Here is a 25,553-nt window from a genome sequence, read left to right as displayed (position 1 = left end):
ATTAGTGGGAGAGTAGGTCGTTGCCTTTTTTGGAGGCCCTTCATAGAAATATGAGGGGCCTTTTTGTTTGTGTTAAAATCCTTATTTTTTTTGATAATTGTTAAGTAGATTGTGAAGTTGCTTCTTGTTTTGTAAGGATATTGATGATATAAGACTAAGTATGAAAAATTGAATTTATTTAGTTATTTTAGTATCCATGAACGTTATTATAAAATCTACTTTAAAAACACTCAATCAAACAAAATCATTATTAAGCAGTTTAGAGGATGACGTGTTAAGTAATTCATCTGTATCCCCTTATTATTCTAGTATAGGGAGCCATGTTAGGCATATTTTAGATTTTTATGATTGTATTTTTAGTATCAATACTGAAAACAAGATTGATTTAACTGCTAGATCTAGGAATATAGACGTTGAATCCAAATGTACTAGTGCTGAAGATTATTTGGATTCTATTATTAACAAGTTGAAAAATTTTGATTTTGATGACAATAGATTGGTTAATGTCATTGATGATTTAGGCTCTGGTAAGATTCAAATACCTTATACTTTTGGGGCCTTATTTGCGCAAGCCAATAGCCATACCATTCATCATTACGCCATTATTAATTATATAGCTAATAGTTTGAAAATTACACTCAGTAATACCGACTTTGGATATAATCCCACAACACCCAAGCAAGTTTCAGTGGATTAAACAAGAATTTATTTCTTTTTGAACATACTATTTATAATTGTTTTGATTCCTTTAAACAATAAAAAAACAGCAAAGGCAGAGATTAAGCACCCTACTATAAGTATGGGCACGTAAAGAGGCTTTTCTGGATTATTGAAAGCAATACTCATTAAAATTGGCCCCATAAATAAACTCATTAAAGCAAATATTAATGTTTTGATACCTTTTACTAAAATTGTTTTATCGGTTTTATTATTTTCCATTTTTATAGTTTTGAATTGCTAATCTAACGCTTCCGTATTCATCTAATAATTTTTTTGCTTCTATATCTGAAATATTCAATTCCTTATTTATCATTTTTATTCCTCTATCAACAAGTTTGTTATTACTTAGTTGCATGTCAACCATTTTATTTCCTTTTATATGTCCCAATTGAATCATACAACATGTGGTAATCATATTTAAAACCAATTTTTGTGCAGTACCAGCTTTCATTCTTGAGCTTCCAGTTACAAATTCTGGCCCTACAATAACTTCAATAGGAAATTTTGCTGTTTTAGAAAGCGGACTATTATGGTTACAAGTGATACAACCTGTAATAATATTATTTTCATGGCATTTTTCAAGGGCCGCAATTACATAAGGAGTTGTACCTGATGCAGCTATACCAACTACTACATCTTTTGTACCTACATGGTGTTTTTCTAAATCATTCCAACCTAATATTAAAGAATCCTCAGCAAATTCAACAGCTTTTCTTATAGCTGAGTCACCACCAGCAATTAGACCGATAACCAAATCATGTGTAACACCAAAAGTTGGTGGACATTCAGAGGCATCTAAAATACCCAAACGGCCACTGGTTCCTGCTCCAATGTAAAATAACCGGCCACCACTTTTTAATTTAATGACTATTTGTTCAACCAGTTTTTCAATTTGAGGCAATGCTTTTTCAACAGCTAAAGGAACCGTTTTGTCTTCGTTGTTTATATTTTTGAGTAATTCTGACAGGTTCATCTTCTCCAGATTATCATAATAAGAGTCCTGTTCAGTGGTTTTTGTAAAATGCATTCTACTTTATGAATTTATCAATGTAAAGGTCTAAAAATTATTTGCAAAAAAAAATTTAGAAACCATTTATGTAAGAATTGATTTTATCTGGCGACAAATTTGTAAATCAATTTTATGAAAACCTATTTATTAATATTAGCTCTAACATTTTCTTTACTCGCATCTTCACAAAACATAAGTCATTTTTTCAATGAAGCTGCTGATTTTTTTTCATTATATGTAAGAGATGGATTAGTTGATTATCAAACAATTGCCAAAGATCCTAAAAAATTAGACCACTTGATTGTATTATCAAAAAGAACAAAACTGAATGATTTAGATTCGGAAACAAGAAAAGCATTTTGGATTAACCTATATAATATAAATACAATTAAGCAAGTCATTGATAATTATCCAATTAAATCTCCTTTAGATGTCGCTGACTTTTTTGAAAATAAAATATATGAGATTAATGGGGAAAAATTGTCATTAAATGATATGGAAAACAAAAAGATTAGAAATCATTTTAATGATGCTAGGATTCATTTTGTATTGGTCTGTGCTGGCTTGGGTTGCCCGCCAATTATAGATAATGTTTATTTACCTGAAATATTAGATAACCAATTAGAAAGTCAAACTAGATTGGCATTAAACAATCCAAAATTCATTCAATTGAATGTAAAGAAAAAGAAAGTAGCTATATCTGAAATATTTAAATGGTATTTAAACGATTTTGTTTCGAAAGAAACTGACCTCATTGGGTATATAAATCAATATAGAAATGAGAAAATACCAACCGATTTTAATATAACCTACTATTCTTACAATTGGAATCTCAATAAAATTCAATAATAAATCCAAAAAACACATGAAAGTATCATTTAAAATGGCAATAGTATTCTTGCTATTAAATTCTAATATTGTTTTAACTCAAGAAATTGATAAAGAAGAATCCTATAGAGGTTCTGTAATTCAAACTCTCACACCATCGAAGTTGATTGCTAAAGGGCAATACGATGTCAAATGGTTCAATAATTTGTACACTCAAACCAAAGAAGCAAATAGTAGTGGAGATGTTAGCAAAAATTTGCCAAGGCAAACTTTTTTTACATCAACTCTAGAGGCATACACAGGGGTATCTGAAAATAGACGCGTTAATATGGGTTTGATACTCGAATTTAGAAGCAATGTGATTGGTGATAGAGATGCCTTAGATGTATTTAAATTTGATGGTGAAAGTAATTCTGCTCGTAGTGGATTAACCTCTGTTGCACCTTCCATTAAATTTGTTCCTTTTAGTAAATTAAACAATTTTTCTATCCAAAGTGCATTAGTAATTCCATTAATCGATAATGAATTTAAAAACAATGTGTTTTTTGACCAAAAAGGTTTTACATGGCAAAATAGGTTTTTCTATGATTATACATTTAATGGAAATCAATTTCAAATATTTAGTGAGTTAAACTCTGAATTCAATTTTGGAAAAGGACTTGTTTTCGGAACTAGCGGTAATAGTTTAGAAGGTAGTTTTGCAAACAATAGTTTACGATTAACTCCGGGTGTTTTTTTTAGCTATTTCCCTAGCTCAAAATTTACAATATTAGCTTTGGCGCAACATTCCCAACTCATAGATTTGGGTAATGATTTTGAGCAAAACTTTACTGCCGTAGGAGGTGGAGCCAAATATCAGCTAACAGATACTTTAAATATCGAGACATTATATACAAATTTTGTAAGAGGAAATGATTCTGGTCTTGGTCAAACATTTAATTTAGGAGCTAGATTGGTATTAAATTGATCGTTTCTTAAATGAGAAGAATAATAATTATCCTATTAAGTCAATTAGTTACTATCTTGCTATTTTCACAAGGATCTACTATCGCGACCTTAGATATTCGTGGATTGAAGAAAACCAAGATAAGTTTTATTAAAAATGTAATAAACACCCACTCTGGAGGTGTTTTAGATTCATTACAGTTAGATGAAGATATCATTAGATTGAAGCGATTACCTTTAGTGTCTCATGCTACATACCAGGTAATTGCTCACAAAGGCAATAGCTATAACGTAATTATTGATATTGAAGAAAATTTCACTCTTATTCCAACAGTAAATATTTGGACTGCTACCAATAGGCAATTTGCCTATAAGTTAGGTTTGTATGATTTTAATCTTTTAGGAAAAGGTATCGCTTTTGGGGGCTTTTATCAAAATAATGGTTACGATACCTATAGTATAAATTTACGCGCACCGTATTTATTTAATAATCAATGGGGTATTGCTATTAATCATCAAAATTGGAAAAGTGAGGAACCTCTTTATTTTAATAATGGTAGTGCAAATTATCTTTACAATAACAGGTCTTTTGAAGTTTTAGGTTTATTTGAATTGAATTTTAATCATAAATTCCAATTTGGAGTTAATATTTTTACAGAAAAATATAAATACATAACTGGATTGACGGCCGATGATATCCCAACAAATTTTGAAGTTGATAAAGAATTATTCAAGTTTATTTATGATTTGGATTTTCTGGACTATCACTATCAGTATGTAAATGGCTTTAGAAGTTTGTTATATGTACAATATGTTACAACTGAAAATGTATATCAAGATGATTTTTTTATTGCATGGAATGATTTTTTCTATTACAAGAGAATAGGTGAAAAGGGGAATTGGGCGAACAGGCTCCGATTGGGTTTATCGACTAATAATGAAAGTCCTTTTGCACCTTTTTCTGTAGATAATAATTTGAACATTAGAGGCGTAGGTAATTTAATTGATAGGGGTACAGGCGTTATTGTTCTAAATACTGAATATCGGCATACCCTTATCCAGAAAGGATGGTTTGCTATGCAGACCAATGTTTTTTTAGATGCTGGAACATGGCGCAATCCTGGGGGAGATTTTAGTGATTTTGCCAATGCACAAAATATTCGCATGTACCCAGGATTGGGATTACGGTTTATGCACACAAAAATATTTAATGCAATTTTTAGAATAGATTATGGTTATGGAATAACTGAAAACGCATCAAGAGGCATTGTGTTTGGAATAGGTCAATACTTTTAATTTTGAAAAAAATAAGTCAATCAATAATAATTTTAAATTTAGTGATGTTTTCGTTTTTTAATTCACTGTTTGCTCAGGAAAGTTCAAATGGGTTTGATCAATCCGAACGCATTATTAATAAAATAATTCGCAAGAAGAAAGTACCTGGGTTAGCCATAACAGTCTCTAAGAATAATGAAGTGGTCTGGTCTAAAGGCTTTGGGTTTGCAGATATAACTAATAAAATCCCAGTTGATCCAAATCGCACAATTTTTAGAATTGGAAGCGTGTCTAAACCCATTGCGGCCGCGGGGTTGTTAAAAATAGTGGAGGAAGGTAAGATGACACTTGATAGCTCCATTTATAATTACGTGCCCTATTTCCCAAAAAAGGATTATGATATCACTATTAAACAACTAGGGGGGCATTTATCTGGTATTAGGAATTATCAAGGAAATGAATTTAAAATAAATAAACCTTTGGATATTCGTGAGGGTATCTCACTTTTTGAAAAAGACGCATTATTGTTCCAACCTGGAACCAATTATAATTACACCAGTTATAACTGGAATTTAATTTCGTTGGCCATTCAAGAATGTGTTAAAATACCGTTTGAAGATTTTGTAAAATTTAAGGTATTGATTCCCTTTAATATGGATAAAACTTTTGTGGATAAGAACCAAGATATAGATGGGAAGGCTATTTTCTATGAAAAGTTTCGAAGAAGGCGTTTTAAACCCGTGCAAGAAACAAACAACTATTTTAAGTTGGCTTCGGGCGGTTATCTATCCACATCCAAAGATATTAATACATTTGGTAATGCTTTGTTAAACGATTCTTTGGTTGATTCCAATCAATTACAACCATTTATAACGGCACAAAAAATTAATAATAATGAGTCCACTTCTACATATTATGGTATAGGTTTTCAAGTTAGCTACGACAGTAGTGGAAGACCTTATTTTGGCCATATTGGAAATGGTTTAGGTGGTTATGGAATTTTTTATGTTTACCCAGAGCAAAAAGTAGTTTTATCTATTTTGACAAATATATCAAACCCCAATATAGATAAGGAATTTGACAAATTGATTGACACTATATTTGAGTCAATGAAACTTAATTAATGGTATAAGTCAGTTCATCAACTTCTGAAACTCTGAAATATCCAAAAGGATAGTTTTCAGGATTGGTTTGATTAATACAATTACCTCTTACGGTAGCGGGTTGTGTTTGAAAAGGATCTCCTGATTGATCATCGGTTTGTTGCAAAAGGATATTCATAAACTCGTAATGGCGTCTGGAGATTCCTAAATTTCTTATGATAAGCTCATCACCAGCTTCTAGATTTTCATCTGAATAAAAAGCGAAAATTTGATTACCATCGGTAAATTCATCATCGTAAACCTCAAGCTGTTTAATACTTTTACTATTAACCAAAAACTCAAATAGATAAAAGTTATCCATATCAAGCGGGTCTGTATAATAGGCTTTAATTTCTATTTCATCACCTGTAAAACCTCCTTCATTTTTTTGTTCAACAAACTCTATTGGTACTGTGGGTATTAATGTTTCAGAAGCTGTGTAAATCTCACTGTTATAATTTATGGTTAAATTGTATATGCCGTTAATTTCAGGAATAAACGAATTGTTTTTGTAAATACCTGAGATACCTTCTTCAATGAAATTAAACGTATTGTTATTGGAGTCTGTAACTGTTACGGTGGCACCTGTTGCTGGAGGGATATTTTTATCAAAAAAAGGTGCAGTTAATGTGAGTTTAATTGTTTGATTACTGCCATCAGTTCCTTTTAACCAATTCATAGAGGCATCAATAACCAATCTTGGTTGAGCATTGTTTAAATTTATGTCAATAACATCTTCACACGAAACCATTAAAAGGCCCAAAATTATAACTAATACTTTTTTCATAACCTAAAGTTTAAAATTATAAGATATAGAAGGAACAATTCCAAAAATTGATAATCGAGTAGCTTCATTTAAACCTGTTTCATTATTTTGACCAAAATTTATGCTCGCGGCATTTCTTCGATTATAAATATTGTAAATTCCAAATACCCAGTAACTTTCCAAGCCCTTATTTTTATTAGGTTTTGGTGTGTAATTTAAAGCAATATCCAAACGATTATATGCAGGTAGTCTATCAGAGTTTCTGTTATTAAAACTGGGGATAATAATTCCATTGTATTCATATTGTGCATTTGGAAATGTACCAGGTTGCCCAGTTTGAAATAAAAAATTGGCATTTATTTTCCATTTATCACTCCAGTTATAGCTTCCCGTAAATGAGATGTCATGGGTTTTATCAAAAGGTGTATTGTACCAATTACCGTTGTTTATTCCTATTTCTGATGGTGTTCTACCTTTGGTTTGCTGTTCAGATTTTGAGAGTGTATAAGCTAACCAACCTTTGAATCTGCCTTCGTTTTTGCGTAAAAGTAACTCTAAGCCATAGGCTCTAGCTTTTCCATTTAGAATTACTTGTTCAATAGCATTATTTGCTATTAAATCAGCTCCATCAATATAATCAATTCTATTTTTTATAGTTTTGTAAAAACTTTCCACTTCTAAAGAATAGCTATTACTGTCAAAATTTTTAAAGTAACCAACTGCAAATTGATCTAGTAACTGTGGCTTAATATACTTGCCACTTGGTGCCCATACATCTAAAGGTGTGGGGGAATTTGTATTGGAAAGTAAATGTAAATATTGACTCATTCTATTATAGCTCATTTTAATTGAGCTATTTTCTTTAAGTTGGTAAGCTATGGAGGCTCTAGGTTCTAAGTTGAAAAAACTTTGAATTACATCGCTACGTTTGAAGGTTTGAGTATCTATGGGATCTGCTTTTTCATAAATTTGAAAGTCGTTGTTAAACACAACAGCTTGATCGTTTTCATATATATTAAGTTCATCTTGACCTAAACGTTGAAAAGTACTAAAACGCAAACCATATGAAAGTGCTAGCTTGTCAGATATTTTGTGTTCGGTATCTATATATATGGCGTTTTCAAAAGCATATTTATCAGTCAGTTTGAAAGGATTAATTCCAGAAGTTTCAACGGTTGGTTTTATATCACCAGGATTAAATTTGTAGTAAATACTATTCAAACCATATTGTAATTTTATCGTATTGCTTAAGTAATGTTTTAAATCGTATTTTATATTAAAGTTTTGAATACCAGATATCCAATCGAACTCAACAAAATTCAATTTTAAATCGTAATAATAGTCTGAATAAATCAATGATAAGTTTGAAAATAATTTATCTGAAAACAGATGGTTCCACCTGAAGTTTAATACGGAATTTCCATAGGTGTTTTCAAAGCTATCTTGAATTCTAAATACATCTCTTCCAAAATACCCTGATAAGTAAATATTATTCCGATTATTTAATTTATAACTCAATTTTGTGTTTAAGTCATAGAAATAGGCAATATTATCAATATCAAAAAGGGGTAAAAACAAATGGGCATAACTGGATCTGCCCCCTAAAAGAAATGAACCTTTTTCTCTTTTTATAGGTCCTTCAGCAAGCAACCTACTGGATACAATACCAATACCTCCGTTTACATGAAAATCATTACTGTTACCTTCTTTTTGATAAATATCTAATACCGAGGAAACACGACCACCGTAACGTGCGGGTATACCACCCTTGTATAATCGTAAATCTTTTATGGCATCGGGATTAAAAACTGAAAAGAAACCAAATAAATGTGATGAATTAAAAATAGTTGCTTCGTCCAGAAGAATTAGATTTTGATCCGCAGCGCCACCTCTTACGTTGAATCCGGAAGCACCTTCGCCTGCATTAGTTACCCCAGGTAGTAAAGTAATGGCTTTTATAATATCAGACTCACCAAGAACAACGGGAATATCTTTAATTGTACTTGTGGTGAGTTTGTTAACACTCATTTGCGGTACTTTAATGTCTAGTTTTTCAATATTTTCGGTAATTATAACTTCATCTAAACTTTCTGTTGATTCAGTTAAGCTGAAACTTTTATTGATATTTTCTGTGAGTGTGATAGTTTCGGTAATGGTTTTAAAACCTAAATAACTTATTACCAAGTTATAAGTACCTTGAGGTAAGGTAATGGAGTAAAAACCGTACTCGTTTGTTATAGCACCTGTCTGTAATTGGGGAATGACAATATTAACTCCAATAAGTGTTTCGTTACTTTTTTCTTCTGAAACAACACCACTTATTGTAAATTTTTCTTGGGCATTTAGCGAAATATTACAAACGCCAAATAGCATAAGAAACCACATTAGGTTTTTCATTGAGCAATTTTTTTGTAAAAATACAAAAAAGCCCCTTTTAGGAGCTTTTAAAATATGGGTTTTAATTGAACTAAGACTCTAGAATCGTATTAAAAGTTTTACTTGGCCTCATTACTTGATTGATTAGTGATTCATCCGGTTCGTAATAACCACCTATGGTAACGGGCTTACCTTGTATTTCTTTTAATTCTTTTATAATAGATGTTTCATTGTCTTCCAGTTGTCTAGCTATGGGAGTGAATTCAGCTTTTAGAGCTTGGTCTTTATTTTGTTTTGCCAATTCTTGAGCCCAATACATAGCTAAGTAAAAGTGACTGCCCCTATTATCCAATTCTCCTACATTTCTAGAAGGCCCTTTTTTATTTTCTAAAAGTTGTTCGGTAGCATTATCTAAAGTTTCACTTAAAATTTTTGCTTTATCATTATTATTAACCTCACCAAAATGTTCTAATGATACTGCTAGCGCCAGAAATTCTCCCAAAGAATCCCAACGCAGATGATTTTCCTCTAATAATTGTTCAACATGTTTTGGTGCAGAACCACCAGCTCCTGTTTCAAACAAACCACCACCATTCATAAGTGGTACAATAGACAGCATTTTTGCACTGGTACCAACTTCTAAAATAGGGAATAAATCAGTAAGATAATCTCGCAAAACGTTGCCTGATACTGAAATGGTATCCTTTCCTTCTTTTAATCTTTCACAAGTAAAAATAGTAGCGTCAACTGGGTTTAGTATTCTTAAATCTAAACCTGAGGTGTCATAATTTTTAAGATAGGTGTTTACTTTTTTAATGAGTTCAGCATCATGGGCTCGATTTATATCTAACCAAAAAACGGCGGGTGTTTGAGATGCTTTAGCACGTGTTACAGCTAGTTTTACCCAATCTTGAATGGGGGCATCTTTGGTTTGGCACATGCGCCAAATATCACCAGTTTCAACCTGATGTTCCATCAGTACTTTTCCAGAAGTATCTACTACTTGAACAAACCCATTGGAAGGTATTTCAAAAGTTTTATCGTGAGAACCATATTCTTCAGCTTTTTGAGCCATAAGACCAACATTAGGAACAGTGCCCATGGTAGTTGGATCAAAAGCCCCATGTTTTTGGCAAAAATCTATGGTTGCTGCATATACTCCTGCATAACTACTATCTGGAATTATAGCTTTTGTGTCTTGAAGTTTACCTTCCGCATTCCACATTTTTCCTGAGGTGCGAATCATGGCTGGCATAGAAGCATCGATTATAACATCACTGGGTACGTGTAGATTTGTAATGCCTTTATCGCTATTTACCATAGCAATGGAAGGTCCTTTTTTATATGTAGCGGCTATATCAGCCTCAATATCTTTTCGTTTATTTTCTGGTAATTGCTGAATATTTTCTAGTAAATTACCCAAACCGTTATTTACATCTACTCCAATTTCGTTTAAGAGCGTTCCATATTTATCAAAAACATCTTTAAAATATGCTTTAACTGCATAACCAAAAATAATAGGGTCGCTCACTTTCATCATGGTACCTTTCATGTGTAATGAAAATAACACCCCTTTTTCTCTGGCATCCGCTACTTGTTTGTCAAAAAAGGTTACTAATGCTTTTTTACTCATTACCGTAGCATCAATGATTTCACCTTTAAGTAATGGAAAACTATCTTTTAAAGTGGTTGCTATTCCATTATCGTCAGTATGAATGATTTTTATGCTGGTGGCTTCAGGAATAGTTACGGATTTTTCATTGTGTGCAAAATCACCTTCACTCATAGTTGCCACGTGTGTTTTGGAATCACTAGACCAAGCACCCATGGAATGAGGGTTTTTCTTAGCATAATTTTTTACTGCTTTAGGGGCACGTCTATCGCTATTACCTTCTCTAAGTACAGGGTTTACGGCACTTCCTTTAATTTTATCGTAACGGGATTTTATATCTTTTTCAGAATCATTTTTTGGTTCATCGGGATAATTAGGTATATTAAAACCCTTTGATTGTAATTCTTTTATAGCAGCTTTTAATTGAGGTATGGAAGCACTAATGTTTGGTAATTTAATGATATTAGCTTCTGGTTTTTTTGCAAATTCACCAAGTATCATTAAATCGTCTGAAACACGTTGATCTTCATTTAAGAAATCTGGGAAAACCGCCAAAATTCTTGCTGCCAACGATATATCCTTGGTTTCAATATCGATACCAGAAGATTTTATAAAAGACTTGATAATAGGAAGTAAGGAGCGTGTTGCTAAAGCAGGTGCTTCATCAGTTTTTGTGTAAATTATTTTGGACATTAGTGTTATTTTTTATTAAATCCTTTGCTGTAAACGCATTATAATAAACCGTCTAGTTTTAAGCGTTGCGAATATACAAAAAATGACTTTTAATAATGCCCTCAAAATAGATGAAAATACGTCGTTATATTCGATTTATGTGGGATTTTGAATAGCTCATGAAACGTAAAATCCAGAAAGAAGAAAATTCACATAAAAACAAAAGCCATATCAAGACAGAATTTAATCTGCTATTGACATGGCTTTTTTGAAATAACATAACATAACTTATTTTAGTATTTAAACTAAATTGGTTTAAAATTTTCATTCAAGCCATTTCAGTTATATGCTGTTATTTCAACGAAACACTTCTGTAATTTTCAAAATGTATTGACTTATTACATGATGCTTCTGTTAATTGTTTTTCTTGATGCTACCAACTACCTCTTCGTTTTCACGTCAATTGTGTTCATAGCATTGCTTTATTTTCAACATTCGCTTTCACTCCTGTTGCCTTTCAAGCTTTTTACTACACTAGTTAATACCTGCTTTCACATGCATTACTTTTTGCAGTGTCATGGTTTGCTGCTTGTCACGCCTACACGTGCATCAACATAACCTCAAAAAACAATTTTATAAAGAACGTTACCTTATTTAGAATATAATGTAAATTCGTTGTTGAAACGAAACCAACTTGCATTGTCATTATTTCTGTTGCTAAGATAGCATCACATTTTTAAAAAGCAAATTTTTTAAGGTATTAGATATCAACTTTTTATAAACCATAGTTATTAACAATAGTTAATAAAAAAAGCCTTGATTTTATCAAGGCTTTCAACATGTTTAAACAGTATCTTTTATTAATTTCTACTTTCTTTAATTCTTGCTTTTTTACCAGTAAGACCTCTAAAGTAGTAAATTCTTGCTCTACGAACTTTACCACGCTTGTTGATTTCAATTTTTTGCAATGCTGGCAAGTTAACAGGAAAAATACGCTCTACTCCAACAGTACCCGACATTTTTCTAATGGTAAATGTTTCAGAAGTTCCAGTACCTTTTCTTTGTATAACTACACCTCTAAAAAACTGAGTACGCACTTTATCACCCTCTCTAATTTCATAGTAAACGGTAATAGTATCTCCAGCACTAAAATCTGGAAAATCCTTTTTTGCTACAAATTCGTCTTGTATATACTTTACTAAAGATTCCATATCTTTAAATTTAATTGTTAATTCAGAACAACATTCACGATTCTCGCCAGAGGTTAACCCGAAATTGGATGCAAAGATAATTAAAAAGTTAAAAGTTAAAAGCTAAAAGCTAAAAGTTTTTAAAAATAAAAAATTAATCTTCCAACAAATCTGGTCTGCGTTCTTTAGTTCTCTGGAAAGCTTGTTCTTCGCGCCATTTTTCAATCTTTGGTAAATTTCCACTAAATAATAATTCTGGTACTTTCATGCCCTTATACTCACGGGGTTTAGTGTAAATAGGTGGTGCTAGTAAATTATCTTGAAATGAATCGGTTAGGGCCGAGGTTTCGTTTCCTAAAACGCCAGGTATTAATCTTATAACCGCATCACAAAGTACGGCAGCGCCCAATTCTCCACCCGATAATACATAATCACCAATGGATATTTCCCTAGTTATAAAATGGTCCCTCACACGTTGGTCAACACCTTTATAATGGCCGCATAAAATGATGATATTTTCTTTTAAAGAGAGTTGGTTGGCTATACCTTGTTTTAGGGTTTCGCCATCGGGTGTCATATAAATAACCTCATCATAATCTCTTTTAGCTTTTAAAGCTGAAATACATTTATCAATGGGCTCAATCATCATGACCATTCCTGCGCCTCCACCAAACTGCGTATCATCAACCGATTTGTAATTATCAGAAGTGTAATCCCTTAAATTATGTAAATGTACTTCTACCAAGCCTGCCTCTATAGCACGTTTTAAGATAGAAGCTTCAAATGGACTTTTAAGTAATTCTGGTAAAACGGTAATAATATCAATACGCATGAGCTACAATATGTGATACAAAGATAATTTAATTGTTTTTCTTTTTAGACTTTTATAATTTGCTTCATATATAGAAGATAATTTCTATATCTTTTTGTTGCGTTTTTAAAATAAAAAACTTTTCATCTTCAATTATTTTTACATTTTCTTTATTAACAATTTCGTACGTTATGTAGTCCGCTTTATTAAACTTAATTTCCAAAGTCCAATTATTACTCGTTTGTAGAACTTTTAACTTAAGGTTTTTATTGTTTTTATTAAAAAACACCGATATATTATTATCGGCAATTTCGATATTTTCAAGCGAAGCGTTGTTCCAACTATTTGGCATTTGAGGGTTTATAGTAACTTTTTGCTGAGATGCCATAGGATTGATGCCAAAGAACTGCTGAATTATTGGAATCGCATACCCATATATATTCCATGCTTGTGTTATCATTCCGTAGTCAGGAGACACTTCATACATGCTTCCTGGGAAAGCATAACTAAAACTTTTAGTCATGCGTTTCATGTAATCAAGCGCTTTATCTGGATTTCCGTAATTGTTTTCAGCAATTATTAAAACACTTGTGGGCAGCGTCATAACGGCTCCTGTATATGAAAACTGCTTGCTTCCTTTAAAAGAGCCTTCTTCAATTCCTGCACTTTTATCTCTATCAATGCCTGTGACAAAAACACCAAACGGATTTACAAAATTTTCAGCGGTTTTCAAGGCTTTTTTAGCTTTATCAGCATCTGCAATTCCCATTTCCATGGGTGTGTTCACAACCCAATTATGATGCAAAACAAATGGTTTTAATTCTGGACTTGGATTTGATAATATTTTAGACTTTGTTTTTTTTAATTCTTCAACAGCCCAAGGTTTATTTAAGGTGTCTGCCCTTATAATAGCATCATCAATAAGTTTTAAAGCCTCTTCATCAGTGCCAATAAAATCCGCATAGGAATGGAATTCTTTATTCCAAAATTCAGTATTGATTTTAGTTTTTATTTCATTTGCCAAACTTGCATAATATTTAGAAAGTTTAACATCATTGAGTTCTAAAGCAATTTTGGAGGCATCATCAAAAGCACGTTGTGTATAAACCGCAACATCAATCATTTCAGAATCCATTCCATGAATTTCCATCATTCCGAAACCATCTGGGAACAAATTTTTGTTATCATCATTTTCTTTTAACAACCAATCTAAACCTTTTTTAATGGTAGGATAGTATTCTTTTAAAAACAATTTATCGCCATTCCATTTATATATTTCCCAAATTAAAGAGACAAACTGTGGTGTTTCATTGATATTACCAGTGTTAAAAACAGCACCGTTACTGGACATTTCATGAATGATCTTACCGTTTGCATTGATAGCATGAGATACACTATCTAATAATTTGATGGTACTGTAAACTACTTCTTTTTGTCCAATGGCCATATAACCTTTTAATGCATATTCACTATCCACTCCAAACCACCATGGGTAGTCAGGGATTCCGGCAGTAATACCTGTACCTATCGAGGGCACCGTTCTAATGAGCCAATCACAATTATATTTTAACCATTCAAATGCTTGTTCTATATTTTTATCTGGAATTGTGAGTTTTGATTTTTCAGCCAATGATTCGTAACGCTCTTTTTTGGAATTAAAATCTTGATTGATGCTATTTTTAATATCGTTAAAAGTATTTAGAGCATCACTTTCGGAAATATAAGAGCCAGCAATTACATAATTAATAATATGGGATTCTCCAGAATTAAGAAAAATAATATCTTCAATGCTATTAGAAGTGGTATTATTGATGGTTTTATTTTCTGATGGTATCGATTGATTATCAAATTCTAATTGAGACCCAAATATGTTAAACCAAAGGTTTAAACTGTCTTTAATAGTCCATATGTTTTGGGTTTTGTCAAACTCAGCCATGTCTTTACCATCAAACATATTAGTTCGTTCACCCAACCAGGTTGGTCTTAAATCCGTCAATCCAGTATATTTAACTTTCATGCGTTTTTCTCCTCCAAGATTTTTAAAAATGAGTTGGATTACAATACCTTGTTTATCATCTGGTACAAATTGCCAACGCTCTATTTCTATATCTTTTTCTTTCCATATAAAATTATGCTTGTTGGCGAATGGATAATTGACAAAACTTTCAGCACTATTTAGTTTTAAGGTATCCAAGGCATCAAAAACTTCTATATCAAAACCATCCATAAGTTTTATAGGATGATTCCAAATCCCACCCATTTCTCCTTTAATATGCCAACCTAAATCAGGAAAACTACCATCTTGATGACCCACCATATAGACTCTATTTCCAGCTGTAACGTATGGTGATTCAAGGTATTCCGTTTTTCCATTTATGCTCGGTGAGTTTTCAGATAATTCAACAAAAGTTTGATTTATATCTTTGCCACAATTAAAAAAAGTTATCAATAATAATGTAAAGGAAAAGTTTAAGAGTTTCATCTTTTTTTATTTGACTGAGCAGTTTCTACGAAAATAAGGTATTTGAAGCCCAAATTAAAATCATTTTTAAACTGTTAAAAACTCCTTCTTAAATAACTTAAACAATTCGTTAATAACTATTTTAATTTTGTAAATTTGCCTGCGTTTATAAGCGCAACATGACAACTAAAGCAAAATACATATTTGTAACCGGAGGTGTGACCTCATCCCTAGGTAAAGGAATTATAGCTGCATCTTTAGCAAAATTATTACAAGCCCAAGGTTACAGAGTTACCATTCAAAAATTAGACCCCTATATTAATGTAGATCCAGGAACATTAAATCCTTATGAACACGGAGAATGTTATGTTACTGAAGATGGTGCTGAAACGGATTTGGATTTAGGGCATTACGAGCGTTTTTTGAATGTACCAACCAGTCAAGCTAATAATGTTACTACAGGCCGTATTTACCAAAGCGTCATTGATAAGGAACGACGAGGAGAGTTTCTTGGTAAAACCGTACAAGTTGTGCCACATATTACAGATGAAATTAAAGAACGTGTTCAAATTTTAGGAAAATCTGGTGACTATGACATTGTGATAACCGAAATAGGAGGTACCGTTGGGGATATAGAATCATTACCTTATATTGAAGCAGTGCGACAATTACGTTGGGATTTGGGAGAAAATAATGGTATCGTTATTCACTTAACATTAGTACCTTACCTTTCTGCTGCTGGTGAATTAAAAACTAAGCCTACCCAGCATAGTGTTAAAACGCTTATGGAAAGCGGAGTGCAAGCCGATATTTTGGTTTGTAGAACCGAACATCATTTACCCATAGAACTAAAGAAAAAATTAGCCTTATTTTGTAACGTAAGGGAAGAAGCCGTAATTCAATCTATCGATGCTTCAACTATTTATGATGTTCCAAATTTAATGCTTGAAGAAGGTTTAGATAAAGTCGTACTTAAAAAGTTAAATCTTAAAAGTTCAAAACCTGATATTGAGCGTTGGAACCAGTTTTTAAAGCGTCATAAAAATCCAATTTCTGAAATAAATATTGGTTTGGTCGGTAAATATGTAGAATTGCAAGATTCTTACAAATCTATTTTAGAAGCTTTTATTCATGCTGGGGCTGAAAATGAGGTAAGGGTCAATATAGAATCCATACATTCAGAATATTTAAACAGTGATAACATTAAACTAAAATTATCCCATTTAGATGGGATTTTGGTTGCCCCTGGTTTTGGAGAACGAGGTATAGAGGGTAAAATTGATGCTGTAAAATATGTACGAGAAAATAACATACCTTTTTTTGGTATATGTCTGGGTATGCAAATGGCAGTTATAGAATTTGCTCGAAATGTTTTGGGTATTAAAGATGCAGATTCTACTGAAATGAATCCTCATACCAAAAACCCTGTAATAGATTTGATGGAAGATCAAAAAAATATTACCAAAAAAGGAGGAACCATGAGATTAGGTGCCTGGGCTTGTGACTTAAAAATGGGTAGCTTAGTTAGAAATATATATAAGGCAGAAAGCATTAAAGAAAGACATAGACACCGTTATGAATTTAATGGTAAATATAAGGCTAAGATGGAAGCTGCAGGTATGGTCGCTTCAGGTTTGAACCCTGATACCGGTTTGGTTGAAATTATTGAGTTGCCCAACCATCCATGGTTTATTGGTGTTCAGTATCATCCAGAATATAGTAGTACAGTAGCAAAACCTCATCCTTTGTTTGTGGCCTTTGTAAAAGCGGCCTATAATTTTAAAAAAAAGAATAAAAGTGTCAACATGGCACAAAATAAATAAGTGGATAGTTTTTTGATAAACAATCATAATTCCTGCTTTATGCAGGAATCTTTTTAATTTATACGGAAAGAATACATGGAAGAAAAAAAATTAGACATTAATTCGATAATTGGTTTTGTGCTCATATTCGGAATTTTAATGTACATGCTTTGGCAAAATCAGCCTACACCTGAAGAACTTGAAGCCCAGGAAAAAGCCAAACAAGAACAGGTTGAAGCAGATAAAAAAGCCAAAGAATTAGAGCAGATTAAAGTCACTACTGCCCAAGATTACAATATTGGAAGCGATTTAGATTCTTTAGAACAAATCAAATTACAAAATAAACTTGGCGCTTTTGCATACGCCGCTTTAAATAGTTCTGATGAAGAAACCATTGTTGAAAGCGATTTGTTAGCCCTAAAATTTAGTAATAAAGGAGGGTATCTTTCGGAGGTTAAATTAAAAAAGTTTGTAGATTTTGATTCACTTCCTATCTATTTAATAAAGGATAACAACACCCTTTTCAATATCAATTTTGGAACAACGGATAGTAGAATTCTAAACACCAAAGATTTACCGTTTTCACCAACCGTAACTAAAAACGGGAATGTCACTGTAGTTTCTATGAAACTGAAGGTTTCAGAAAGTAAATTTTTGGAATACCGTTATGAAATTAAGGATAACGACTATATGATGGATTTCTCCATTCGTTCCCAAGGTTTAAATGATGTGATCAATAGTTCTCAAGCCATAAATCTGGACTGGGATTTAAAAGGGTATCGTCATGCAAAAAGTATCTCATATGAAAACAGATATACCGATATCCATTACGAGTATGAAGATGGAAAAGATGATTATACGGGTATGGGGGATACCGAGGAAGACTTGGAAGACGTGACTTGGATTGGTTATAAACAGCATTTCTTTACATCTGTTTTGTTAACGGATAAACCTTTTAAAACAGCTAAAATAAAAGCTGAAAATTTGGTTGATGATGAGGCCATAGATACTGTTTATACAAAACAATTTACATCAAAAATTCCTTTGGAATTACAGGGCGGTGAATTCAATGAAAATTTGGATTGGTATTTTGGCCCTAGTGATTTTAAAGTTTTAAACACCTACAATAGAAATTTAGATGAAATTGTGCCCTTTGGTTGGGGTATTTTCGGTTGGATAAATCGCTATGTTTTCATGCCATTGTTTGGCTTTTTAGGAGGTTTTATGCCTTACGGAATAGCCATTGTGGTTATGACCATTTTGGTGAAAATATTATTGTCTTTTGTGCAGTACAAGCAGTTTTTATCTCAGGCTAAAATGAAAATTTTAAAGCCAGAATTGGATGAAATTCGCGAGAAGTACAAAAACAACAAAATGAAAGCACAACAAGAAACTATGGCGTTACAAACCAAAGCAGGGGCAAGCCCTATGGCAGGTTGTTTGCCAGCGTTAATTCAGCTTCCAGTATTTTATGCGTTGTTTCAGTTTTTCCCTTCAGCTTTCGATTTAAGACAAAAAAGTTTCCTTTGGGCAGACGATTTATCATCCTATGATGTTATTGCTAACTTACCTTTCAATATTCCATTTTATGGAAATCATGTGAGTTTATTCCCGATATTGGCTTCTATAGCTATTTTCTTTTACATGCGTTTAACAACGGGGCAAAACATGCAAACGGCACCACAACAGGAAGGCATGCCAGATATGGCAAAAATGATGAAGTATATGATGTATTTTTCACCCATCATGATGCTGTTTTTCTTTAATAACTATGCCTCTGGCTTGAGTTTATACTATTTCATTTCAAACTTAATCAGTATAGGAATTATCTTGGTCATTAAGAATTATATTCTTGATGAAGACAAGATTCATGCTCAAATTCAAGAGAATAAAAAGAAACCTAAAAAGCAGAATCGTTTCCAACAAAAAATGGCTGAAATGATGGAACAAGCTGAAAAGCAAAAACAAGCGCAACAAAAGCGTAAATAGATAATTATTAGGAAATAAAAAAGCTGTCAGATAATTTTTTGACAGCTTTTTTATTTACACAATTATGAATTATTTTTAACGTTTGGTTGTTGTTACTTCTTTAGAGTAAAAATTTTAATTGTAATATTGGTTATGAAATTTTTAAATATAGGTTTATTAATATTCTTATGGAATATCACTTTTGTTTTAGCTCAAGATATCAATCAGTTTGATACTCAAGGAAAGCGCCATGGAATTTGGCAAAAAAAATTTGATGGTACTAAAGTTATAAGGTATGAAGGCGAGTTTTTACACGGAAAGGAAATAGGTGTTTTTAAATTTTATAAGAATATAAAAAATAAGGCTGTGTTAACGGCAACCAAGGAGTTTAACGAAAACGATAATATAGCCTATGTGAAATTTTTAGCTTCGAATGGCAAGGTTATAAGTGAAGGAAAAATGAATGGTAAAACTTATATTGGCACATGGAAGTACTATCAAAAAAACTCCGATAAACTTCTTACTTTAGAAGAATATAACGGTAATGGCCAGCTTGTTGGTAAGCGATTAGTTTATTACCCAAATGGTCAAATAGCTGAGGAACAGAATTATACTGATGGAAAATTAAATGGGGTTTCTAAGTGGTTTTCTGAAAAAAATATAGTTTTAAAAGAGTACTACTATGTTAATGGAGAGTTACATGGCATGTCAAAATTTTATAACTCTAAAGGAGAATTAATTACAGAAGGAGAATATAAAAGAGGAAAAAAAGATGGTATGTGGAAGTTCTATGAAAACGGTAAATTAATCGAAGAAAAAGACTTTACTTACAAACCTAAATACATAAAAAAAACTCCTTAATTTCTTAAGGAGCCTTCTTTTTCATAGACAACTTGCTTTTTTTCACAATATTTGCCTACAAAATCAACAAACCAAACTAACTTTTATTCGCTTGCAGGTAATATTACTTTATCTATTACATGCACAACGCCATTAGTACCTTGTATATCTACTAAGCTTGTTACTATGTTACTAATTCTACCATTACCATCAGTTAATGTGAAAGCTGGAACGGCCGCAGTTAAATCTCCACCTAAAGTTACTACTGTTCCACTTGATAACTGGCTAGATTGAACATTAGCATTTACTATATGGTTTAATAATACTGCATTTACTGTTGAAGTTGGAATATCTGTAAGTGCACTTACCTGTAATTCTCCCAATAAAGAAACAAAAGCGTCATTTGTTGGAGCAAATACTGTGAAAGGGCCAGCAGTGCCATTAGATACGGTACTTATGTAAGGTACAGTAGGTTCTCCAGTATCTGCATAAGCTAAAGCATCTACTAAAATTGATAATGCAGGATTAGTTGTAGCAAACGTAGCGATGGTTGGTAAATCTATAACTTCATCAATAACGTGTACAATTCCATTAGATGTAATTACGTCTGGAATTTCAACACTAGCACCACCGTTAAAAGATACGCCAGAAGTTCCGTCATAATATATACTTAATTTTGTATTATTAGGACCATCGGCTAAAGTATTAGCATACCCTGTATTTCCGATTAGTGCAGAAGATTCAATATTAGCATCTGCAATAACATGATTTAATAAAATTTGAGTTAATACATTGTTAGGAACTTCAGCCAAAGAATTAAATCCTTTATCTGCTAAAAAGTCTAAGAAAGCCTCATTTGTTGGAGCCAAGACTGTTTTGTCGCCAGCAGCGGTTAGTGCATCCACCAAACCTGCTTGAATTACTGCGTCAACCAAAATACTTAAACTTGGAACAGCTTGTGCAGTTTCAACAATATTCAAAGGTTGTGGAATAGTCGTGTTGTCATCGTCACTACAAGAAGTGATTATCACTAATGCTAATAATGATAGAATTGTTTTTTTCATAAAATTTAGTGTTTTCATTTTGTAAGGTTTTATATTGTTCAGCAAAAGTAAGAATTAATTAAACAAAAAACCTAATTATGTTTAATAAATTTAACAAAAATTTAAACAAAAATGTATTTCATCGATTTTTTACTCTTGATACTAATTATCAAAAGTTTGTATTTATATGTATCTTTGTAATCTAATTGTTTATGAATGAAACGAGTTATAATCGGGCTATCAGGTGGCGTAGATTCTAGTGTTGCAGCCTATTTGTTAAAACAGCAAGGGTATGAGGTTATTGGGTTATTTATGAAGAATTGGCACGACGATTCTGTAACTATTTCCAACGAATGTCCATGGCTTGATGATAGTAACGATGCCATGTTAGTAGCCGAAAAATTAGGAATTCCTTTTCAAACAGTCGATTTAAGTGAACAATATAAGGAAAGGATTGTAGATTATATGTTTCATGAGTACGAAAAAGGAAGAACACCAAATCCAGATATACTTTGTAATAGAGAAATTAAGTTTGATGTTTTTATGAAAATAGCCATTGAACTTGGTGCAGATTTCGTCGCAACCGGTCATTACTGTAGAAAAGCAATAATTGAAAAAAATGGCAAGGAAATTTATCAATTACTGTCAGGGATTGATAGTAACAAAGACCAATCCTATTTTTTATGTCAATTATCTCAGGAGCAATTAGCAAAATCGTTGTTTCCTATTGGAGCCTTAACTAAGCCTGAAGTTCGTAAAATTGCCATGGAATTAGATTTAGTCACTGCAGAGAAGAAAGATTCTCAAGGTTTGTGTTTTATTGGAAAGGTAAAATTGCCAGATTTTCTTCAACAACAGTTAAAGCCCAAAGAGGGTCTTATTATAGAAATTCCAAAAGAGCAAGAGATTTTCAATGATAATAAGGTCAATTTTGATTCTGAAGAAGAAAAACTAAAATATTTATCTAGGAAAATTGATTACAAAATGGACCACGGTAAAATTGTTGGTAAACATCAAGGTGCTCATTATTTTACAAAAGGTCAACGCAAAGGGCTAGCTGTTGGCGGCACTAAAGAACCTTTGTTTGTTATTGAAACCAATGTTGAGGAAAATATAATTTACACGGGGCAAGGTAAAGAGCATCCCGGTTTGTTAAAAAAAGGGTTGTTTGTTTCTAATGATGAGTTGCATTGGGTTCGGGAAGATTTAGCCATAAAAGTAGAGGAATCTTTACCAGTAAAAGCCAGAATTCGTTACAGGCAACCCTTAGAAAAGGCTACATTATATAAAGTTGAAAGTGGTTTGTACGTAGAATTCGAGAATTTTCAATCTGCCATAACCGAAGGGCAATTTGTTGCTTGGTATATAGGTGAGGAACTGGTAGGCTCTGGAGTCATTTCGTAAATAGTTATTTCTTAATATACAGATATATGAAGAATTTAATATTCTTAATATTTATATTTTGTTTTAAATTTAGGGGGTTTTCTCAACAAGATGCTTGGGTTTACCTAACTGGTAAACAGAATGTTTCTGAATCAATTTCAAATCCTATTTCCATACTTACACAAAAAGCTATTGATAGAAAAAACACTCACAATATAGCTATTGACTTTCGTGATGTGCCTGTTAATGAAAATTATATTACTCAATTAAAAAATGCTGCTGGAATTACAGTTATGGCTAAATCCAAATGGTTTAATGCCGTACATGTTAGAGGAAGCCAGATGGATATTCAGGCTCTTTCTTCTTTAGGTTTTGTTGCTTCCATCAATTTTGCTGATAAAAGTTTGAACACCGTAAAAACCAGTTATAAAAACAAAACAAAATCGAAATTGGAAAATGTTTTTACAGCATTCAATTATGGAAATGCCGCCAATCAAATTCAAATGCTTAAAGGCAATACATTACATCTATTCAATTACACTGGAGCAGGAATGACGGTAGCCGTATTAGATGCTGGATTTCCTAATGTGAATACTATGTCTGCATTTCAAAGATTGCGAAATGGAGGCAAAATTCTTGGAGGATATGATTTTGTAAATAGGGATGACAATGTTTATGCAAATGTGTCGAGTAGTCATGGTACCTGGGTACTAAGTACCATGGCGGGTTACATTGAAAATCAATATGTTGGAACGGCTCCAGATGCTTCTTATTATTTGTTTATTACTGAAGATGCTCCCAATGAAAATCCTGTGGAAGAAAGCTATTGGGTAGAAGCAGCAGAACGAGCTGATAGTTTGGGAGTAGATGTTATTAATACGTCATTGGGTTACACCACTTTTGATAATCCTAATTACAACTATTCCATGAATGATATGGATGGTAATACGGCATTCATTACCAAAGGTGCCAATATAGCTTTTGAAAAAGGGATGCTTTTAATTAATTCTGCAGGGAATTCTGGTAATGATAGTTGGCAAATAGTTGGAGCTCCTGCTGACGCTGCCGGTGTTTTAAGTATTGGAGCCGTAGATTCCTATGGTATTTATGCGTCGTTTAGTTCAAGAGGAAGTTCCTTACAGCCCACCCAAAAACCTGATGTGGTCGCCCAAGGACTCTCTAGCTATGTTATTGGTATTAATGATGCCATTGGCACACTAAATGGTACAAGTTTTAGTGCTCCAATTTTAGCTGGTGGCGTTGTATGTTTGTGGCAAGCCTTGCCTCAAAAAACAAACACAGAAATTATGCAAATAGTCAGAGAATCGGCATCACAATATTCAAATCCAGATTATTATTTGGGTTATGGCATTCCCGATTTAGAATTTGCGTTAAACCTTGGATTCTTCAGTGTATCAAAATCAAATGAAAATGAATCTATTTTCCTATATCCTAATCCTTCACGAGATAAAATATTTGTAAAATTACCAGATTCAATTGAAAATAGCATCCTCACTATTTTTGATGTTCTTGGGAAAATGATAGCAACTTATAATTTTTCTAAAGGTGATAATGAAGCTAATATAAGTTCTCTCTCAAAAGGTATGTATTTGGCAAAAATAGAATATAGTGGAGGTTACAAGTCCTTTAAAATTATAAAAGAATAATGCAAAATAGAATTACCCAATTATTCAATATTAAATATCCTATTATTCAAGCAGGTATGGTTTGGAATAGTGGATGGCGATTAGCCTCGGCATCAAGTAATACTGGGATTTTAGGATTGATTGGTGCTGGTTCCATGTACCCAGAAGTACTTCGTGAACATATACAAAAGTGTAAAAAAGCTACTAACAAACCATTTGGTGTTAATGTTCCCATGTTGTATCCAAACATTCAGGATATCATGAATATTATTGTAGAGGAAGACGTTAAAATTGTGTTTACTTCTGCAGGAAATCCAAAAACTTGGACATCTTGGTTAAAAAACCGTGGTATTACCGTTGTACATGTAGTAAGTAGTGTAAAGTTTGCTTTAAAAGCCCAAGAAGCTGGTGTTGATGCCGTTGTAGCTGAAGGTTTTGAAGCAGGAGGTCATAACGGTCGGGATGAAACCACTACTTTAACCTTAATTCCGATGGTTAAGGAACAAATTAAAATCCCATTAATTGCCGCAGGTGGCATAGCCACGGGTAAAGCTATGTTAGCTACTATGATTTTAGGAGCTGACGGCGTACAAATTGGTAGTAGATTTGTAGCTAGTGATGAGAGTTCGGCACATGATGCTTTTAAACAGGTAGTTGTTGATGCTAAAGAAGGAGATACCCAATTAACATTAAAAGAATTAGCACCTGTTAGGTTAATCAAAAATAAGTTTTATGATGATATTCAGGAACTTTACAAAAAGGCACCAACCGTTGAAGAACTCAAAAATCTTTTAGGAAGGGCAAGAGCTAAAAAAGGAATGTTTGAGGGTGATTTAGTAGAAGGGGAACTGGAAATTGGTCAGATTGCGGGTTTAATTCACGATGTAAAACCAGTAGCCAAAATCGTAGAAGATATAATACGAGAATTTGAAGAAGCCAAGGGAATATTACCAAAGCTTTAATTAAAATCAAAACAAGTAAAAAATTAATTTTCTCCTTGTTAAATATTGAAACTTTAGGCTTTTTTTTAATCTCCTGTAAAATTTTGTAGTGCTAAATGTTTC

General features: G+C 32.6%; 20 protein-coding genes. 11 read left to right on the top strand and 9 right to left on the bottom strand.

Annotation, left to right across the window (positions count from 1 at the left end; genetic code table 11):
• Positions 1-196: 196 nt before the first annotated feature.
• Complete coding sequence (locus ABD963_RS09530) at positions 197-697, top strand: hypothetical protein (protein WP_345276719.1); 501 nt, start codon at positions 197-199, stop codon at positions 695-697.
• An 8-nt stretch (positions 698-705) separates the two neighbouring features.
• Here the strand turns inward: ABD963_RS09530 and ABD963_RS09525 are convergent, their stop codons facing one another.
• Together ABD963_RS09525 and murQ are read right to left on the bottom strand one after the other, a co-directional pair.
• Complete coding sequence (locus ABD963_RS09525; protein WP_345276718.1) at positions 706-939, bottom strand: DUF6095 family protein; 234 nt, start codon at positions 937-939, stop codon at positions 706-708.
• Positions 929-1,747 carry an N-acetylmuramic acid 6-phosphate etherase gene (gene murQ, locus ABD963_RS09520; protein WP_345276717.1) on the bottom strand — a complete coding sequence of 273 codons (819 nt, stop codon included), beginning with the start codon at positions 1,745-1,747 and terminating at the stop codon, positions 929-931. The genes ABD963_RS09525 and murQ overlap by 11 nt, the downstream gene beginning before the upstream one ends.
• Positions 1,748-1,861: 114 nt before the next feature.
• On the opposite strand from murQ, the gene ABD963_RS09515 reads away from it, so the two are divergent.
• Genes ABD963_RS09515 through ABD963_RS09500 form a run of 4 tightly spaced genes read left to right on the top strand, consistent with a single transcriptional unit; the run spans position 1,862 to position 5,901 of the window.
• Positions 1,862-2,578, top strand: a complete 717-nt coding sequence (locus ABD963_RS09515) for a DUF547 domain-containing protein (protein WP_345276716.1) — start codon at positions 1,862-1,864, stop codon at positions 2,576-2,578.
• A 16-nt stretch (positions 2,579-2,594) separates the two neighbouring features.
• Positions 2,595-3,524 carry a hypothetical protein gene (locus tag ABD963_RS09510; protein WP_345276715.1) on the top strand — a complete coding sequence of 310 codons (930 nt, stop codon included), beginning with the start codon at positions 2,595-2,597 and terminating at the stop codon, positions 3,522-3,524.
• 11 nt (positions 3,525-3,535) lie between these two features.
• A complete protein-coding gene (locus ABD963_RS09505; RefSeq protein WP_345276714.1) occupies positions 3,536-4,798 on the top strand; it encodes a BamA/TamA family outer membrane protein in 1,263 nt (420 codons plus the stop codon).
• Positions 4,799-4,800: 2 nt separating this feature from the next.
• The gene (locus tag ABD963_RS09500; RefSeq protein WP_345276713.1) at positions 4,801-5,901 is read left to right on the top strand and encodes a serine hydrolase domain-containing protein; all 1,101 of its coding nucleotides are present in this window, start codon (positions 4,801-4,803) and stop codon (positions 5,899-5,901) included.
• Here the strand turns inward: ABD963_RS09500 and ABD963_RS09495 are convergent.
• The 6 genes from ABD963_RS09495 to ABD963_RS09470 all read right to left on the bottom strand — a co-directional run bounded on the left by ABD963_RS09495 (position 5,894) and on the right by ABD963_RS09470 (position 15,828).
• Positions 5,894-6,706 (bottom strand): DUF4249 family protein, encoded by an 813-nt coding sequence (locus tag ABD963_RS09495; protein ID WP_345276712.1) that lies wholly within the window; start codon positions 6,704-6,706, stop codon positions 5,894-5,896. The genes ABD963_RS09500 and ABD963_RS09495 overlap by 8 nt on opposite strands.
• 3 nt (positions 6,707-6,709) lie before the next feature.
• A complete protein-coding gene (locus tag ABD963_RS09490; RefSeq protein WP_345276711.1) occupies positions 6,710-9,082 on the bottom strand; it encodes a TonB-dependent receptor in 2,373 nt (790 codons plus the stop codon).
• Positions 9,083-9,152: 70 nt separating this feature from the next.
• Positions 9,153-11,366: an NADP-dependent isocitrate dehydrogenase gene (locus ABD963_RS09485; RefSeq protein WP_345276710.1), complete on the bottom strand. Its 2,214-nt coding sequence runs from the start codon at positions 11,364-11,366 to the stop codon at positions 9,153-9,155.
• Positions 11,367-12,205: 839 nt separating this feature from the next.
• Positions 12,206-12,556, bottom strand: coding sequence for a 50S ribosomal protein L19 (rplS, locus tag ABD963_RS09480; RefSeq protein WP_345276709.1), 351 nt, complete (start codon positions 12,554-12,556; stop codon positions 12,206-12,208).
• Positions 12,557-12,689: 133 nt separating this feature from the next.
• On the bottom strand, positions 12,690-13,367 hold the full coding sequence (trmD, locus tag ABD963_RS09475; RefSeq protein WP_345276708.1) for a tRNA (guanosine(37)-N1)-methyltransferase TrmD: 678 nt from the start codon (positions 13,365-13,367) through the stop codon (positions 12,690-12,692).
• 64 nt (positions 13,368-13,431) lie between these two features.
• Positions 13,432-15,828, bottom strand: a complete 2,397-nt coding sequence (locus tag ABD963_RS09470; protein ID WP_345276707.1) for an amylo-alpha-1,6-glucosidase — start codon at positions 15,826-15,828, stop codon at positions 13,432-13,434.
• Positions 15,829-15,986: 158 nt separating this feature from the next.
• Here ABD963_RS09470 and pyrG point away from each other — a divergent pair, with 158 nt between their 5' ends.
• The 3 genes from pyrG to ABD963_RS09455 all read left to right on the top strand — a co-directional run bounded on the left by pyrG (position 15,987) and on the right by ABD963_RS09455 (position 20,438).
• Positions 15,987-17,630, top strand: a complete 1,644-nt coding sequence (pyrG, locus tag ABD963_RS09465) for a CTP synthase (RefSeq protein ID WP_345276706.1) — start codon at positions 15,987-15,989, stop codon at positions 17,628-17,630.
• 75 nt (positions 17,631-17,705) lie between these two features.
• Positions 17,706-19,598, top strand: a complete 1,893-nt coding sequence (gene yidC / locus ABD963_RS09460) for a membrane protein insertase YidC (protein WP_345276705.1) — start codon at positions 17,706-17,708, stop codon at positions 19,596-19,598.
• Positions 19,599-19,730: 132 nt separating this feature from the next.
• On the top strand, positions 19,731-20,438 hold the full coding sequence (locus tag ABD963_RS09455; protein ID WP_345276704.1) for a toxin-antitoxin system YwqK family antitoxin: 708 nt from the start codon (positions 19,731-19,733) through the stop codon (positions 20,436-20,438).
• A gap of 83 nt (positions 20,439-20,521) precedes the next feature.
• Here ABD963_RS09455 and ABD963_RS09450 read toward each other — a convergent pair whose 3' ends face one another.
• Positions 20,522-21,481 (bottom strand): fasciclin domain-containing protein, encoded by a 960-nt coding sequence (locus ABD963_RS09450; RefSeq protein ID WP_345276703.1) that lies wholly within the window; start codon positions 21,479-21,481, stop codon positions 20,522-20,524.
• Positions 21,482-21,676: 195 nt separating this feature from the next.
• On the opposite strand from ABD963_RS09450, the gene mnmA reads away from it, so the two are divergent.
• Genes mnmA through ABD963_RS09435 form a run of 3 tightly spaced genes read left to right on the top strand, consistent with a single transcriptional unit; the run spans position 21,677 to position 25,451 of the window.
• Complete coding sequence (mnmA, locus tag ABD963_RS09445) at positions 21,677-22,864, top strand: tRNA 2-thiouridine(34) synthase MnmA (RefSeq protein ID WP_345276702.1); 1,188 nt, start codon at positions 21,677-21,679, stop codon at positions 22,862-22,864.
• Positions 22,865-22,890: 26 nt separating this feature from the next.
• On the top strand, positions 22,891-24,510 hold the full coding sequence (locus ABD963_RS09440; RefSeq protein ID WP_345276701.1) for a S8 family serine peptidase: 1,620 nt from the start codon (positions 22,891-22,893) through the stop codon (positions 24,508-24,510).
• The gene (locus ABD963_RS09435; protein ID WP_345276700.1) at positions 24,510-25,451 is read left to right on the top strand and encodes an NAD(P)H-dependent flavin oxidoreductase; all 942 of its coding nucleotides are present in this window, start codon (positions 24,510-24,512) and stop codon (positions 25,449-25,451) included. The genes ABD963_RS09440 and ABD963_RS09435 overlap by 1 nt, the downstream gene beginning before the upstream one ends.
• Positions 25,452-25,553: the final 102 nt, after the last annotated feature.

This window comes from Litoribaculum gwangyangense (genome assembly GCF_039543505.1).
Classification (GTDB): Bacteria; Bacteroidota; Bacteroidia; order Flavobacteriales; family Flavobacteriaceae; genus Litoribaculum; species Litoribaculum gwangyangense.
This window is presented reverse-complemented; position numbering and strand designations above follow the sequence as displayed.